We start from the raw sequence: 14,611 nt of genomic DNA, 5'->3' as shown, positions 1-14,611 counted from the left end.
GTATATTGGGCGCCTGTTCGAATGCCCCGAGTCGCCGTGTCCGCTGCCAACGCCCTGGTTACCGCCCCCCTTCCGCCACAGCCGGTGCTGCAGGCCCTGCTTGAGCGCCTGCGCGAAGGGCTGCTGCTGTTCACCGACGACGGGCAGGTGGCCCTGGCCAATCCGGCTGCGCAGAACCTGCTGGCCAGTGGTGAGGGTGGCGGTCTGCCACCACCGCAGCGCCTGCGTGAACTGCTGCCGCCCGATGCCCTGGAACAGGCGCGCCAGCATGGTCACTGGAATGGCAGCCTGCCGCTGGGCGAGGGCGTGGTCATCGCCCATCTGTATCACCACGGCCCGGTGGGCCAGGGGCACTTCCTGGCGTTGTTCCGCCATATCGAGGGGCAGGAAGACTACGAACGCGAACTGCAGCAGCGCCATGCCGAGCTGCGCCAGGCCTACCTGCGCCTGAACGGCACCCAGGAAAAGCTACTGCAGTCCGAGAAGATGGCCTCGATCGGCCAGCTCGCCGCCGGCGTCGCGCACGAGATCAACAACCCGATCGGCTACGTGCACTCCAACCTGGGCAGCCTGCAGGAATACCTGCGCAGCCTGTTCACGGTGATCGAAGCCTACGAACGCGCCCTGCGCGCGCCGGACCCGAAGGCGTTGATTCCGGAAATCGACGATATCCGTGACCGTCTGGACATCGATTTCATCAGCCGTGACCTGCCGCAGCTGATGGCTGAATCGCGCGAAGGCATCGAGCGGGTCACCCGCATCGTGCGTGACCTGAAGGACTTCTCGTATTCCGGCCGCGACGAATCGTGGAAGCTGGTCGACCTGCACGCAGGCCTGGAATCGACCATCAACATCATCTGGAACGAGCTGAAGTACAAGGTCACCCTGGTGCGGGAGTTCGGCCAGCTACCGCTGGTGGAATGCCTGCCGTCGGAGTTGAACCAGGTCTACATGAACCTGCTGCTCAACGCCGGCCATGCCATCGCCGAGCGCGGCACGATCACGGTGCGCACCGGCGTTGATGGCGATCACGTGTGGGTCGAATTCGAGGACACCGGCGGCGGCATCTCGCCGGAACTGCGCCAGCGCATCTTCGATCCGTTCTTCACCACCAAGCCCGTTGGCAGCGGCACCGGCCTGGGCCTGTCGATCTCCTACAGCATCATCAACAAGCACCACGGCCGCATCGACCTGGACAGCACCCCGGGCGTGGGCTCGCGCTTCCGCGTGGTGCTGCCGGTGAAGCAGCCGCGCTGACCGACTCTACATGTGGGTCACCGCAGCGGGCGATCCTCACCGCCATCTCCGCTCTCCACCGGCGCCGGACCGGCGTTGCTGCGGCGTTGCTCCTCATAGGTGCGGAACGCCTGGTGGATGTGCTTGCGCAGCTCGTCATCGTTCCACGGCTTGGTCAGGAAGCGATAGATCGCACCGCGGTTGATCGCGTCGGTGACCGTGTTCAGATCGGTGTAGCCCGACAGCACCAGGCGGATCGTGTCCGGGTACAGCATCTTCACCCGGCCCAGGAACTCGGTGCCGCTCATGTCACTCATGCGCTGGTCGGACAGGATCACCTGCACGTCGTTGATCGCCAGCAGGTCGAACGCATCGCGCACGTTGCCGGCCGCAAGGATGCGGTAGCCATCGCGACGGAACAGGCGCACCAGCGAGCGCAGCACGTTCTCCTCGTCGTCCAGCAACAGCAGCGTGCGGTCGGGACGGGTCTCGGCAAAGGCCTCCGGGCGCAGGTAGCGGCGGCGCAGGGTCATGCCGGCGGCATCGGCCGACATCGGTTCGCCGAACAGGTAGCCCTGGAACACGTCGCAGTCGTTGCGGCGCAGGAAGCCCAGCTGCGCCTGCGATTCCACGCCGTTGGCGATCACGGTCATGCCCAGCTGGTGGCCCATGGCGATGATCGCACGAGCGATGGCCGCTTCGCGGTTACCGGCCGGCGCACTCTTGATGAAGCTGCGGTCGATCTTCAGCTTGTCCACCGGGTAGCGCACCAGCGCACTCAGGCTGGAATCGCCGGTGCCGAAATTGTCCAGGCTCAGGCTGATGCCTTCGTTGCGCAGGTTGGCCAGCGTCTCGTGCACGAAGTTGACGTTGTTGGTCAGCGCGCTTTCGTTGATCTCCAGCGTCAGCATCTGCGCCGGCACGCCCGCCGCCTGGATCAGGCCCATGACTTCTGCGAAGAAGTTGGGCCGCAGCAACTGCAGGGTGGAGACGTTCACGGCGATGGTGAAGTCGTCGAAGCCCTGGTCGCGCCACAGGCGGGCCTGCTTCAGCGCGCCCTCCAGCACCCAGGTGCCGATCTGCACGATGATGCCCAGCCGTTCGGCGGTGCGCATGAAGCGCTCCGGCACCAGCATGCCCAGCGTCGGCGACTGCCAGCGCAGCAGCGCCTCCATGCCCACCACGTGGCCGTCGCGGGCACTGACCAGCGGCTGGTAGCGAAGCTTCAGCTCGCCATTGGGGATCGCGTCGACGATCTGGCGCGCGATGATGCTCTCGCTGTGCGCGCTCGGCGGCGTGTCCACGGCGTGGATGCGCACCGCGTTGCCGCCTTCGCGGGCCGCCTGGTACAGCGCATCCTCGGCATGATCGAGCAGGCGCGAGGCGCTGCTTGCATGGTCCGGGCACAGGCTCACGCCCAGCTTGCCGGTCATGAACAACGTATACGGCAGCACCGACAGGGGCAGCTCCATCTGCTGCCGGATCTCCTCGGCAAAGTCCTCCGGCAGCGGCACGTCGGCCGTGCGTGGCACGGCGATCAGGAACTCATCGCTGCCGTGGCGCCACAGCTTGCCGCGCCCGCGCAGGTAGGACTGCAACCGCTGCGCCACCAGCACCAGGGCCTGGTCACCCACCTCGGCGCTCATGTTTTCGTTGACCGAAGCGAAGTGGTCGATGTCGACATGCATCAGCATCAGTGCGGTGCCGCCCGAGGCCGCCTCGGCGACCATTACCTGCAGCTCGGGGTTGCCGGCGCCAAGGCGGTCAGGCGCATCATCGATGCTGACCGGGGGCTGGTTGGGATTCCACATAGGCTCAGTATTCCGGTGACTCAACGGCGGCCATGCTGGCCGCCTGGTAGGGGAGGTGGACGTCGATCAGCGTGCCTTCGCCGTGCGCGGATTCGATCCGCACATGGCCACCGACGCTCTGCGCGCGCTCACGCATCACGATCAGGCCCAGCCCGCGCGGACCATCGGGGTCGAAACCCTCGCCATCGTCGCGGATCTGTAGGTGCAGGCCGCGCTGGCCGACATCGCGCAGCTGCAGCTGCACCTGGCTGGCACGGGCGTGGCGCAATACGTTGGTCAGGCTTTCCTGCGCGATACGGAAGCAGGCCTGCTCGATGCTGTTGTCGGGACGGTGCGGCAGGGGCTCGATCTCGGCCAGCAGTTCCACCGGCGACGAACGGAACAGTACCCGTGCCTGCCAGCTCAAGGCTGCTTCCAGGCCCAGCGCGTCGAGCTGCGGCGGGCGCAGCAGGGTAGAGATGTCGCGCAGCTTGGCCACCGTGGTATCGGCCAGACTGACGATCTGCGCCAGATCCTCGGCGCGGCGCTGCGGATCATCTTCGTCCTGTGCTGCGTAGGCGGACAACTTGATCGCCGTGATCGCCTGGCCGATGTCGTCGTGCAGATCGCGCGAGATCGCGCGGCGTTCATCCTCCTGCAGCGAGAACAGGCGGCCGGCCATCGCCTGCAGTTCACGGTTGCTGGTTTCCAACGCACTGCGCGTCCGTTCGGAATCGCTCAGGTCACGCACGATCAGCAGCTTGCAGTCGCGGCCGCCGTAGCGCACTTCACCTACCGCCAGGCCGGCATGGAAGCTGCGGCCATCAGCGCGCTGCATCGCCACCACGCTGCTGTGACCGGGCCCCAGATGGGGCTGGCCGGCACGCAGCTGGCTGCGTACGCGGGACAGATCGGCGTTGTCCACCAGTGCCGACAGCGGCTCGCCCAGCAGGGTGTGGCTGCCATAGCCGAACAGGCTGGCGGCCCAGGCATTGGCGTACAACACGTGTTCTTCGGAGAGAATCACCACGCCATCGGGCAGTACCCGTACCAGCTCGCGGAACTGCTCCTCACGCTCGCGCAGCAGGCGTCGCGACTGCTCACGCTCGGTCACGTCCTGCAGCGTGCCCAGCACGCGATTGCGGCCGGCCTCGTCGATGCCGCTGGCAGCACGCAGATGCACCATCAAGGCGCGGCCATCCATCGACAACAGCGGCAGCAGCACGTCCACGTGCACGGGATCGCCGGAGCAGAGTTCGGCCAGCAGCTGTTCGGTCTGGGTAGCGGTGGCCGGATCGGCCGGCACCAGCAGTTCGTCGAAGCGATGCCAGCGCCGGGCCTCGGGCGGGCGGCGACCCAGCAGGCGGTAGACCTGGTTGGAATAACGGCCGAGCCCGGTGGACGGGTCCAGCTCCCAGGCGCCGATGCGGGCCAGCTCGTGGGCTTCTTCCACCCGGGCCAGCGCCTGGTCGCGGCGCAGTTGCGCCAGATCCTCCGCAGTGCGGTCGATGGCAATCAACAAGCGGGCGTTGTGGCCGTCGTAGCTGATGGCGTTGGAGCGCAGCTCCATCTGCCGCAGCGAGCCGTCACGCAGCTGCAGCTGGGTACGCAGGATGCACAGTTCCTCTGGTGCCTCGCGGATCGCCTCCAGCTTGGTCTGCAGTGCCTGGTCCTGGCCTGGCGGCCACAACGCGTCGATGGTCTGCTCCAGCAGTTCGTCACGGTCCCAGCCGAAGGCGGTGCAGGCCGCCGGATTGGCATCGAGGATCGCCAGCGTATCGAGGTCATAGACCAGGATCGGGCCGGGGTTGCCTTCGAACATCTGCCGCAGGCGCAGCTCCGAGGCCTGCTGGCGTGCATGGGTGTGCAGCACGTGCTCGGCCAGCGGGCGCAGCAGCAGATACAGCAGGCCCGCACTGGCAAGGGCGAAGAACGAGCCCTTCAGGCCCTGCCACAAGGCCGCCTGCTGCGGGTCAGGCACCAGTGCCTGCACCGCACTGTCGGTGGAGATCATCCAGGCCAGCGCCATCGCCAGGTAGCTCAGCACCACCCGGCGCCGGTCGCGGCTCAGCGCCTGCGCCATCCGCGGGTCGGGAACTGGGGCGTTGCCGGTCGGTTCTGCGGGCATGGACAGGGCGGAAGAAAGGGGCGCCGGCCATCTTACCGCGCAGGTGCGCCCAGACCACTCAATTATCCGCCGCAGGCGCCGTTAACCACTGCGTGCCCCGCTGACGGGCGTGTCATCCGGAGCAAGATCGCGTGGACCAAGGGATCATCGCCAGCCTGCTGCAGCACCCGCTTGCGTCGGCGCTGGTCATCGTCGACCGCACGGGCCGCCCGCTGGCGGCCAATCCGGCTGCGCGCGAGCACGGCTTGCCGGCTACCGTGGCTGCGTATGCGCCGATGCTGGAAGATCTGCGCCTGATGGCCGCCGATGGCGGCATCGTGGCCTGCACGCTGCCGGGTGGCCCGCACGGGCACTACGACGGCCACCTGCGGGCCGTGCACGATGGCGCCGGCAATCTGCTGGCCTTCACGCTGAGCATTCCCGAACCGGTGCCGCTTGGCGGCGGTGGGCGCTGGGAGCTGGCGCTGGACAGTGCCGGGCACAGCCTGTGGGACTGGGACATTCCCAGCGACCGTGTGGTGCGCACCCCGGCGCTGGGTGACGAAACCGCCACCGAGATCCTGGCCCGCGTGCACAGCGAGGATATCGCCCAGGTGCGGGTCGCACTGGACGAGCATCTGCGTGGCTTGAGCGAGCAGTACAGCGCACAGTTCCGCTTCCGCCAGGCCGATGGCCAGTGGCGTTGGGTACTGGACCGCGGGCGCGTGGTCGCGCGTACCGCCGATGGCCAGCCGCTGCGCATGGTCGGCACGCATACCGATATCGAACAACAGAAGCAGCTGGAAGGGCTGCTTCAGGAACAGCAGCTGCACCTGAGCGAGGCCCAGCGCATCGCCAGCATGGGCAGCTGGTCGTTCGACCCCAACAGCGGTCATTTCTGGTGGTCGCCGGAGCTGCGCTCGATGCTGGCGCTGGAGCAGGGCAGCGCGCCCGGCCAGCGCCGCTGGCTGAAGCAGCTGCATCCGCGCTCGCGGGGTGCATTGCGGGCAGCATGGCGGCGTCTGTGGCGTGATGGCCGGGCCGCCAACATCGAACTGGAACTGACCCGCGGCCACGAACCGTCGCAGCACCTGCGGCTATGGATGCAGCCGCTGCTGGACATGGATGGCCAGCCCAAGCGCCTGCTCGGCCAGGTGCAGAACATCACCGAGCAGCACCAGACCGATGCACTGATCCGCTGGCGCACCGAACTGCTCAACCGTGTTTCCGCGCTGGGTCGCATCGGTGGCTGCGAGATCGAGGTGCAGACCCGGCACATGCAGTGGACCGAGGAGTGCTACCGCATCCACGGCCTGCGCAAGGAGCCGATCACCCTCGACCAGGCGCTGGCGCTGTACACCGAAGATTCGCGCAATGCCTTCGACGCCGCATTGGTCCGCATTGCCGGCGGCGGACTGCCCGAACAGCTGGACCTGTGCTTCTACCGTCAGTCCGGCCTGCGCGTGTGGGTGCAGGTGCTGATCGAGCTGGACCGCCGTGATGGCCTGCCGCCGCGCTTCGTGGTGCTGTTCCGTGACATCACCCGCGAGCGCGAGGCCAACGAGCGCATCGAGCTGCTGGCCCACTACGATCTGCTCACCGGCCTGCCCAATCGCGTGCTGCTCGGCGAACAGACGGCAGAAGCCATCGAGGAAGCGCGCGACCGTGGCACCTCGCTGGCGATGCTGTTCATCGATCTGGACGGTTTCAAGACCATCAACGACAGCTTCGGCCACGCCACCGGCGATGCGCTGCTGAAGGCGGCGGCCACCCGCCTGCACCAGAACCTGCGCAACAACGACCTGTTCGGCCGCTTCAGTGGCGACGAGTTCATCGTGGTGCTGCGCGACCTGGCCGAGCCGGAAGACGCCGGCCACGTGGCGCGCAAGCTGATCGCCTCGTTGGCCGAGCCGCTGCGCCGTGGCGAGACCACGTTGAAGGTCGGCGCCAGCGTCGGCATCGCGATGCTGGGCGATGCGCAGACCGACTTTGATTCCCTGCTGCGTGCTGCCGACGCCGCGATGTACGCGGCCAAGGAAGCCGGGCGCAATACCTACCAGTACTACAGCCAGGACGCGCTGGCCCGCATCCAGCGCAAGCTGGAGCTTGAGCACGCCCTGCACGGCGCCATCGAGCGCGAAGAGTTCAGCCTGGCCTACCAGCCGCTGCTGCATGCCCACCACGGCGAGCCACCTGCAATCGAGGCGCTGCTGCGCTGGCACCGGCCCGGGATCGGCTACTGCAGCCCGGCCGAGTTCATTCCGATTGCCGAGAAGTGCGGTGAGATCGTGCGCATCGGCGACTGGGTACTGAATGAAGCCTGCCGCCAGGCCACCGCCTGGGACCGCGCCGGCCTGCGCTTCGACCGCATCGCGGTGAATGTCTCCGCGGTGCAGCTGCGTGACCGTGGTTTCGCCGAGCGCGTGATCGAGATCTGCCACGCCCATGGCTGGCCACCGCAGCGGCTGGAACTGGAACTGACCGAGTCGGCACTGATCCGTGACACCGACATCCTGCGCCACTGCTTCGATGTACTGGAACGGCACGGCGTGCCGCTGGCGGTGGATGACTTCGGTACCGGCTTCTCCAACCTCAACTATCTCAACCGCTTCCCGGTGGGCCGCCTGAAGATCGACCGCAGTTTCGTGCAGGGCATGCTGCACGATTCGGGCACGGCCGAAGTAACCCAGGCCATCGTGCACCTGGGTCACGCGTTGGGCATGAAGGTGGTGGCCGAGGGCGTGGAAACGCACCAGGAAGAAGACATGTTGCGCCGGCAGGGCTGCGACGAGATCCAGGGTTACCTGTACTCGCGCCCGCTCAGCCCGCGCGACCTGGCGCAGTGGTTGCGTCAGCCACAGCCGGTTTCGCTGCGTACCGATGCCAGCGGGGAAGTGGTGCTGGTGCGCTGATCAGCTGCGCTGGTGGGAACTGACCTTGGCTGCTGTGTCTATCCACGCATGGCGTGGATCTACCGCAACCCGTTTTGGTGGGTGCTGACCTTGGTCGGCACGAATGCCTCCTGCACGCGCGACCATCCACGCATGGGGTGGATCTACCTTGGGAACTCCGCCTTCAACTGCATGCGCAGCGCTTCGACGATGGCCGCATAGCGCCGCTTCTGGACCAGATAGCTGGCCAGGAACAGCGGCAGCGCCAGCAGCATGGGCGCCACCATCGGGCGCATCACTACCAGCGGCAACAGCAACAGCGACAGGATGGCCACGAACCAGCTGCACAGTCCGATCACCCGCACCTCGTGCCGTCGCGTGTTGAGTACGATGCGACCGCGCATCACGGGGAAGTAGCGCAGGCCGAAGCTCGGCGCGAAGCTCTCGCGGAACGCCATGCTGCCATCGGGCAGCGCATGGAAGGCCAGTCGCAGCCACTTGTCCCGCGGCAGGTCACGTTCCAGGCTGCCCAGCGAGAGCCGGGCCTGCATGGTGGGCGACGCTGCGATGCGTTCGTTGAACAGGGGGATGCCCCAGCTGAAATAGCTGGCCGCCCAGGCCATCATAAGGACGGTCTCGATCAGCAGAAGTGCGATCAGGGCGATGGCCATCGGTCTTCCATGAAGGGGACCGGCGGATCATGCCATGCGAGACGGCCTATCCACGCATGGCGTGGATCTACCTCAAGGCTTCGCCATCCAGCCCCAGGTCCCACGCCAGCCCCAGCAGCGCCTCGTCCGCACGGGACGGCGCCGGCCGCGCATCGGCCAGCTGCTGCAGCTCGCGGATCTCCTCGCGTGCCACATCCTCCAGCTGTTGCAGCTGCTCACGCACGCTCGCGTTGCGCGGGCGCTCGGTATCGGTGAGGGAGGGCAGGGCACGGATCAGGGTCATGGTGCGCGTACAGGATGCATCCAACGGCGGGTCACAGGCAAAGGCCCCGGAGGAACCGGGGCCTTGCGGGCTGCCGGCGAGGGCAGCGGACATCAGGATCAGAACAGCTCGACGGTGCCGGCGCCCATGCTCTGCTGGGCAACCGGCTTGTGCGGCGGGCGTTCCCATTCGCTGCGCAGTTCGCGCAGGCGGCTGCCGGTGCGCTGCAGGGCGGTGGCGATCTCTTCGTCGAACACGCCGCCGTTGCGGTGCAGCAGTTCCTGCAGGGCGACTGCTTCGCGGTTGATCGCGGTCAGGCGGTCCAGGTGGGTGTGCACGCCGCCCAGCGCCTGGGTGGCGATGTCTTCGAACTGCAGGGCGCGCACGGCTTCGGCCACGCTGCCATCAATCGAACGGGCACACTCGGAGACTTCGCGCATGCCATCGCCCAGCGAGGCATTGATCTGGGCCACGTTGTCGAGCATCGCCGCCGCTTCCTGGCGCGCTTCACGGGAGCGATCCATGTCACGCGACGCCATGTGCGAGACCGTCTCGCGCACCTTGGCAATGGCGTCCTTGGAGCTGTGCGCCAGCTTGCGGATCTGCTCGTTGAAGGTGGTCGAGCGCTCGGACAGGTTGCGGACCTCGTCGGCCACCACGGCGAAGCCGCGACCGGCTTCACCGGCACGCGCTGCTTCAATTGCAGCGTTCAGGGCCAGCAGGTTGGTCTGGTCGGCGATCGACTTGACGTCTTCCAGCAGCGCGAAGATGCCATCCAGGTGCTGCGCCATCTGGTCGATGTGCTGCACGGTGGTGCTGCTCTGGCCGCTCACCTGTTCCAGTGCTTCGACCAGCTGTTCCATGCGGTGGCTGGCGTGCTGGGCGAAACGGGCAACGTCGAGGCCGGCATTGCCTTCATCACCGGCGCGGTCGACGATGCGCGACAGGGCCTGGCTCTGCTGGCGCGACTTGCGGTTCATGGCATCGAAGCTGCCGCCCAGGCTGGAGACGGCCTGGCGGATCAGGTCACGGGCGCGTTCCACCTCGCCGCGCGAACCGTCGATCTCGTTGCCGACGAAGTTGCGCAGTTCGGTCAGCAGCTGGTCCTGCTCACGCAGGACACGGGCGTGTTCCGGGGAACGGTGCGCCTGGGCGCGGGTGGTCCACCACGCAAAGCCGAGCCAGCTCAGCGTCATCGTGGTCAGGATCGCCCAGCGCAGGGCGGCCGGCCATTCGAAACCGATGGCGAAGGGGAGCAGCAGGGTCAGAGCCAGGGGGGCGGCCAGACGGATGAAAATGCGTGAGTACATGGACGTTCTCGGGAGGTGCACGGAGGATGTATCGGCCGTACCCCCTTTCTCTTTAACGTCGATGTGCCCGGAAGTGCATTCTGAATGCGCCGGTTTTCCGGCGCCTTGGCGGCTTCAGGGTCAGAGCCCTTTCCGTGCCGGAAAGGGATCCGACCCCATGGCCTCAGGCCAGCTGCCGGTCCACGGCCTCGATCATCGCCTTGCGGCTGAACAGGAAGTCCCAGTAGCTGCCGCCCAGCTGGCGCCACAGCACCGCCGAGCGCACCGCGGCCAGCAGCAGGGCGCGGATCTCGGCCACAACGCCGGCCTGGCCCAGATAGTGCGGGTTGCCCTGCACCATCACCCGCGGCTTGAGGTGGCTGATGGTGTCCGCGTAAAGGCCGCCCAGGTTGGCCAGCACGTCCGGATGGCCGCTGTCGCCCAGCTCGGTGGCCTGGCGCTGGGCGCGCTCGATGCCCGAGGCGACCTTGTTCACGGTGGCGCCGTCCTGCACGAAGCGGCGCTCCAGCTGCAGCACCGACAGGGCCAGCTTGGGCAGGATCGGGTCCTGGCCCTGGCTGCGGAAGTAGTTGTGCAGCAGGCGCAGGCCGGCCTTCAGTGCATGGCGGTCACCGAACACCTCCTGCGGCGAGGACGCATCGACACGGAACACGCTGTCCACGGCGGTGCGCACGGCGGCGGCGTCGGAATGGCCGGTATCGGCGATACGGCGTACCTGCTGCAGGGCCTGGGCTATGCCGGCCAGGGCCAGGACGCGGTCGTCGACAGTGAAACTCATGCAGCGATTACCTCAAAAGGGGAGGGGGTGGTGCGCAGGCGCTGTTCCAGCGGCGCATCGGTGGCGGCGATCACCGCGCCACCCAGGCACACGTCACCGTCATACAGCACCAGTGATTGACCGGGGGTAACGGCGCGCTGCGGGCGCGCGAAGGTGACCAGCACGCTGCCATCGTCCAGCACCTCGACCGTACACGGCTCGTCGGGCTGGCGGTAGCGGGTCTGGGCGGTGCATTCAAAGCGCCGTGCCGGCGGCGCGCCGGCGATCCAGTGCGCGGTTTCCGAGCGCAGGCGATCGGACAGCATCCACTTGCTGTCGCGGTCCTGATCCACGTACAGCACGTTGCTGGCCACATCCTTGCCGACCACGTACCACGGCGCGGCCGGGCGGCCACGCACGCCGCCGATGTTCAGGCCTTCGCGCTGGCCCAGGGTGAAATAGAACACGCCCGGATGTTCGGCGATGACGCTGCCGTCGGCCGGGTCGAGGATCTGGCCGGGCTTGGCCGGCAGGTAACGGCCGAGGAATTCACGGAAGTCGCGCTCACCAATGAAGCAGATGCCGGTGGAGTCCTTCTTGGCGTGGGTCGGCAGGCTGACGTCACGTGCGATCCGCCGCAGGTCGGTCTTTTCCAGGTCGCCGATCGGGAACAGGGTGGCCGCCAGCTGTTCCTGGCCCAGCTGGTGCAGGAAGTAGCTCTGGTCCTTGGAACGGTCGGCACCGCGCAGCAGCAGCCACTGGTGGCCGCGCTGGGCGACGCGTGCGTAGTGGCCGGTGGCGATGCGTTCGGCGCCCAGCTCGCGGGCGGCATCCAGGAAGTGCTTGAACTTCACTTCGCGGTTGCACAGCACGTCCGGGTTCGGCGTACGGCCGGCCGCGTACTCGGCCAGGAAGTGCTCGAACACGCCCTGCCAGTATTCGCTGGAGAAATCGCGGAAGTGGAACGGAATGCCGAGCAGGCCGCAGACGGCCACCGCATCGCGGCGGTCGTCCTCGGCACGGCAGTCGCCGCTGCCGTCGTCGGCCCAGTTCTGCATGAACAGACCGGCTACGGCCTCGCCCTGCTGTACCAGGCGCCAGGCGGCGACCGAGGAGTCGACGCCACCGGAGACGCCCACCATCACGCGCGGAGTGTTCATGCGACCTCCCGGACCAGGGAAAGTGGATGGCGCTGGCCACCCAGGTAATCAGCCACCACCTGCCAGACCAGCGGGCTGCGCTGGCGCTCGCCGGCGGCTTGCAGTTCGGCCGGGGTCAGCCAGAGTGCGCGGTCGATGCCGGTGTCCAGTGGCTGCGCCGGGTCGTGCGAGACCGGGCGCGCTGCGTAGCAGAAGCGCAGAAAGGCGGTGCCGTCGCCGGCCGTCCACTGGTAGCAGCCGATGAAATGGGTCAGCTGCACCGTCCAGCCGGTTTCCTCGCGGGTCTCGCGCAGGGCTGCCTCGGCCAGGCTTTCGCCCGGCTCGAGGTGGCCGGCCGGCTGGTTCAGCACCTGGCGGCCGTCGATGGTCTCTTCAACCAGCAACACGCGGCCGCCGTCGACCACCACGGTGGCGACGGTGGCGTGCGGTGCCCAGCGCGGGTCCGGCGTAGCGTTCAACTCAGAACTCGTCCTTCTTGGTCAGTTCCAGCTCCATGGCGTCGGCGGTGCGGATGGCCGCATCGATGGCGTCGCTGAGCTGGTCGGCCGTGGCATCGGCGTCGATCTTGACCACGAACATGGCGGTGGTGTCCTGCTTCACCCAGCCGCCCATCTTGGCGTCCTGCGAATCTTCCAGCAGGCGGTTGGCCACGGCCACCGGGAACTGCTTGGTCTTGGCGTTGTAGGCCGGCGACCAGATCTCGCGGATGTTGTGGGTGCCGAAATCTTCCACCGACGAGCGCACGTAGACCATCTGGGTGCGGTCACCTTCGACGTCGAACACCATGCGGTAGTCGCCGTCCTCGTCGACCTCGTAGGTGTAGCCCAGCTTGTCCAGGTGGCGGGCCACGGCCTTGTCGGCCTGGGTCTCGGCGGCGGCGGAGCCGGCGGCGGCCAGGGCGATCAGCAGGGCGGAGAGAAGGGTCCTTTTCATGAAGATCCTGTGAAACAGTGTTGAGAGAGGATGCAATTGTGACGGCGGCCGTGCGTGCCGTCCAATCTGCGGCGGGCCGACGCAGGCCCGCTCGAGCCTCTATAATGAGCAGATGCCCCGCGAGTCTTCCCCCGATTCCCATCACGAGCACGGCGTTGCCGTGGAACCCGCGCGCCCGGAAGTGGCGCCGCCGCCGTTCTACCAGGTGATGCTGCTCAATGACGACTACACCCCGATGGATTTCGTGGTGGACGTACTGCAGCAGTTCTTCAACATGGACCTGGACAAGGCCACACAGGTGATGCTGCACGTCCATACCCGCGGCCGCGGCGTGTGCGGGGTGTTCACCCGCGAAGTGGCCGAGACCAAGGTTGCCCAGGTCAACGAGTATTCGCGGATGAACCAGCACCCGCTGCTGTGCACGATGGAAAAGGCCTGACCGCCCCCGACCTGTAGAGCCGAGCCCACGCTCGGCTGCTGTTCACCCAGGCATCCAGATCTCTGCCAGCAGCAGCCGAGCGCAGGCTCGGCTCTACAGCTGGATCAGGCCTCCGCCAACGCCTCCAGCGCCATACGCGCCACGGCCTCGTCGACCTCGGCGGGGGCGCCGTCATCCCGGAACCAGACTGCCGACAGCCCCGCGCTGGCTGCGATCCAGCGCAGCAGGCGCGTGCGCTCCAGGCCCGCCAGTGCACTGACCTGTTCCAGCCGGGCGGCAAACCGCTCAGGCTGCGTCGCAATGTGGATGCCCGGACCGCACAGGTCCGGGTTGCTGAACAGTGTCGTGTAATCAAAGGCGCGATCACCCAGCAGCCGCTTCGGGTCGATCGCCAGCCAGCCACGTGCGCCGAAATCGAGCACGTTGTCGTGGTGCAGGTCGCCGTGCAGCGGCCGGATCTCGCGCTCTTCCTGCAGCAACCCCTCCGCCAGTGATCTGCACTGTTCCAGCAGTGGCGGCAGCGCAGCCCTTGGCTGCAGCAGGTCGGCGAACCATCTACGGAGGCAGACCAGTTCCGCTGGCGGCGCGTTCCGTGGCCGGTGCAGCCGCTGCAGGACCTGGCACAGGATCGTGGTGCAGGCGTCATCGTCGCCCTCGATCGAGCGTTGCCGCAGCGAGTCGCCGCCGGCACGCTCGATCAGGATCGCCGGTCCCTCGTGGGCCAGCAGGCGGGCGGCGCCATCGCCCTCCCACCAGCGCAGCAGGCGATGGCTGTTCTGCTCTTCGGTTTCGCTGCTGATCTTCAGCATGGCCGGCTCGCCGGCGATGGTCAGCACTGGCCAGAGCTGGGCATGGGGCGTTTCGATGGCTGCGCCATCACGCCGCAATCGCCAGCGGCTCAGGTAGGGTTCGCTCATGCTGGGCCGGCTGTCCTGGAGTGAATGAAGATCAAGCGATGTGTACTGCTAACGCCATCTGAACGCAGCAATCCGCTAGGGTGATGGAAATCGCGTAGTCAGGCCGCATATTGTCCCCATCTGCCGCCGGAGTAATCC

General features: G+C 67.2%; 13 protein-coding genes. 3 read left to right on the top strand and 10 right to left on the bottom strand.

Features of this window, described 5'->3' with window-relative positions; all coding sequences use genetic code 11:
• Positions 1-36 precede the first annotated feature (36 nt).
• Positions 37-1,257 carry an ATP-binding protein gene (locus RI032_RS19595; RefSeq protein ID WP_010485880.1) on the top strand — a complete coding sequence of 407 codons (1,221 nt, stop codon included), beginning with the start codon at positions 37-39 and terminating at the stop codon, positions 1,255-1,257.
• A gap of 17 nt (positions 1,258-1,274) precedes the next feature.
• Here the strand turns inward: RI032_RS19595 and RI032_RS19590 are convergent, their stop codons facing one another.
• The gene (locus RI032_RS19590; RefSeq protein ID WP_134958116.1) at positions 1,275-3,047 is read right to left on the bottom strand and encodes an EAL domain-containing protein; all 1,773 of its coding nucleotides are present in this window, start codon (positions 3,045-3,047) and stop codon (positions 1,275-1,277) included.
• Between the two features lie 4 nt (positions 3,048-3,051).
• Entirely contained in the window at positions 3,052-5,154 is a 2,103-nt protein-coding gene (locus RI032_RS19585; protein ID WP_043395617.1) for a sensor histidine kinase, read from the bottom strand.
• A 131-nt stretch (positions 5,155-5,285) separates the two neighbouring features.
• Here RI032_RS19585 and RI032_RS19580 point away from each other — a divergent pair, with 131 nt between their 5' ends.
• Positions 5,286-8,045, top strand: a complete 2,760-nt coding sequence (locus RI032_RS19580) for an EAL domain-containing protein (protein WP_164192027.1) — start codon at positions 5,286-5,288, stop codon at positions 8,043-8,045.
• Positions 8,046-8,188: 143 nt separating this feature from the next.
• Here RI032_RS19580 and RI032_RS19575 read toward each other — a convergent pair whose 3' ends face one another.
• From RI032_RS19575 to RI032_RS19545, 7 genes are all read right to left on the bottom strand, one after another.
• Positions 8,189-8,695, bottom strand: coding sequence for a hypothetical protein (locus RI032_RS19575; RefSeq protein ID WP_164192023.1), 507 nt, complete (start codon positions 8,693-8,695; stop codon positions 8,189-8,191).
• A 67-nt stretch (positions 8,696-8,762) separates the two neighbouring features.
• The gene (locus RI032_RS19570) at positions 8,763-8,978 is read right to left on the bottom strand and encodes a hypothetical protein (RefSeq protein ID WP_126561113.1); all 216 of its coding nucleotides are present in this window, start codon (positions 8,976-8,978) and stop codon (positions 8,763-8,765) included.
• Between the two features lie 98 nt (positions 8,979-9,076).
• The gene (locus RI032_RS19565) at positions 9,077-10,267 is read right to left on the bottom strand and encodes a methyl-accepting chemotaxis protein (RefSeq protein WP_010485867.1); all 1,191 of its coding nucleotides are present in this window, start codon (positions 10,265-10,267) and stop codon (positions 9,077-9,079) included.
• Positions 10,268-10,430: 163 nt separating this feature from the next.
• Complete coding sequence (gene hflD / locus RI032_RS19560; RefSeq protein ID WP_010485865.1) at positions 10,431-11,045, bottom strand: high frequency lysogenization protein HflD; 615 nt, start codon at positions 11,043-11,045, stop codon at positions 10,431-10,433.
• Positions 11,042-12,184, bottom strand: a complete 1,143-nt coding sequence (gene mnmA / locus RI032_RS19555) for a tRNA 2-thiouridine(34) synthase MnmA (RefSeq protein WP_322547585.1) — start codon at positions 12,182-12,184, stop codon at positions 11,042-11,044. The genes hflD and mnmA overlap by 4 nt, the downstream gene beginning before the upstream one ends.
• Positions 12,181-12,642: an NUDIX hydrolase gene (locus tag RI032_RS19550; RefSeq protein ID WP_005409590.1), complete on the bottom strand. Its 462-nt coding sequence runs from the start codon at positions 12,640-12,642 to the stop codon at positions 12,181-12,183. The genes mnmA and RI032_RS19550 overlap by 4 nt, the downstream gene beginning before the upstream one ends.
• A gap of 1 nt (position 12,643) precedes the next feature.
• Positions 12,644-13,117: a hypothetical protein gene (locus RI032_RS19545; RefSeq protein ID WP_010485859.1), complete on the bottom strand. Its 474-nt coding sequence runs from the start codon at positions 13,115-13,117 to the stop codon at positions 12,644-12,646.
• 112 nt (positions 13,118-13,229) lie between these two features.
• Between RI032_RS19545 and clpS the strand changes: the two genes are divergently transcribed.
• The gene (clpS, locus tag RI032_RS19540) at positions 13,230-13,556 is read left to right on the top strand and encodes an ATP-dependent Clp protease adapter ClpS (RefSeq protein ID WP_019337429.1); all 327 of its coding nucleotides are present in this window, start codon (positions 13,230-13,232) and stop codon (positions 13,554-13,556) included.
• Positions 13,557-13,660: 104 nt separating this feature from the next.
• On the opposite strand, the gene RI032_RS19535 is transcribed toward clpS, so the two are convergent.
• Positions 13,661-14,473 carry an APH(6) family putative aminoglycoside O-phosphotransferase gene (locus RI032_RS19535; RefSeq protein ID WP_312717456.1) on the bottom strand — a complete coding sequence of 271 codons (813 nt, stop codon included), beginning with the start codon at positions 14,471-14,473 and terminating at the stop codon, positions 13,661-13,663.
• Positions 14,474-14,611 lie beyond the last annotated feature (138 nt).

The organism is Stenotrophomonas geniculata, assembly GCF_034508895.1.
GTDB lineage: Bacteria > Pseudomonadota > Gammaproteobacteria > Xanthomonadales > Xanthomonadaceae > Stenotrophomonas > Stenotrophomonas geniculata.
The sequence above is the reverse complement of the archived record's forward strand: the minus strand, read 5'-3'. Positions and strand labels throughout refer to the sequence as shown.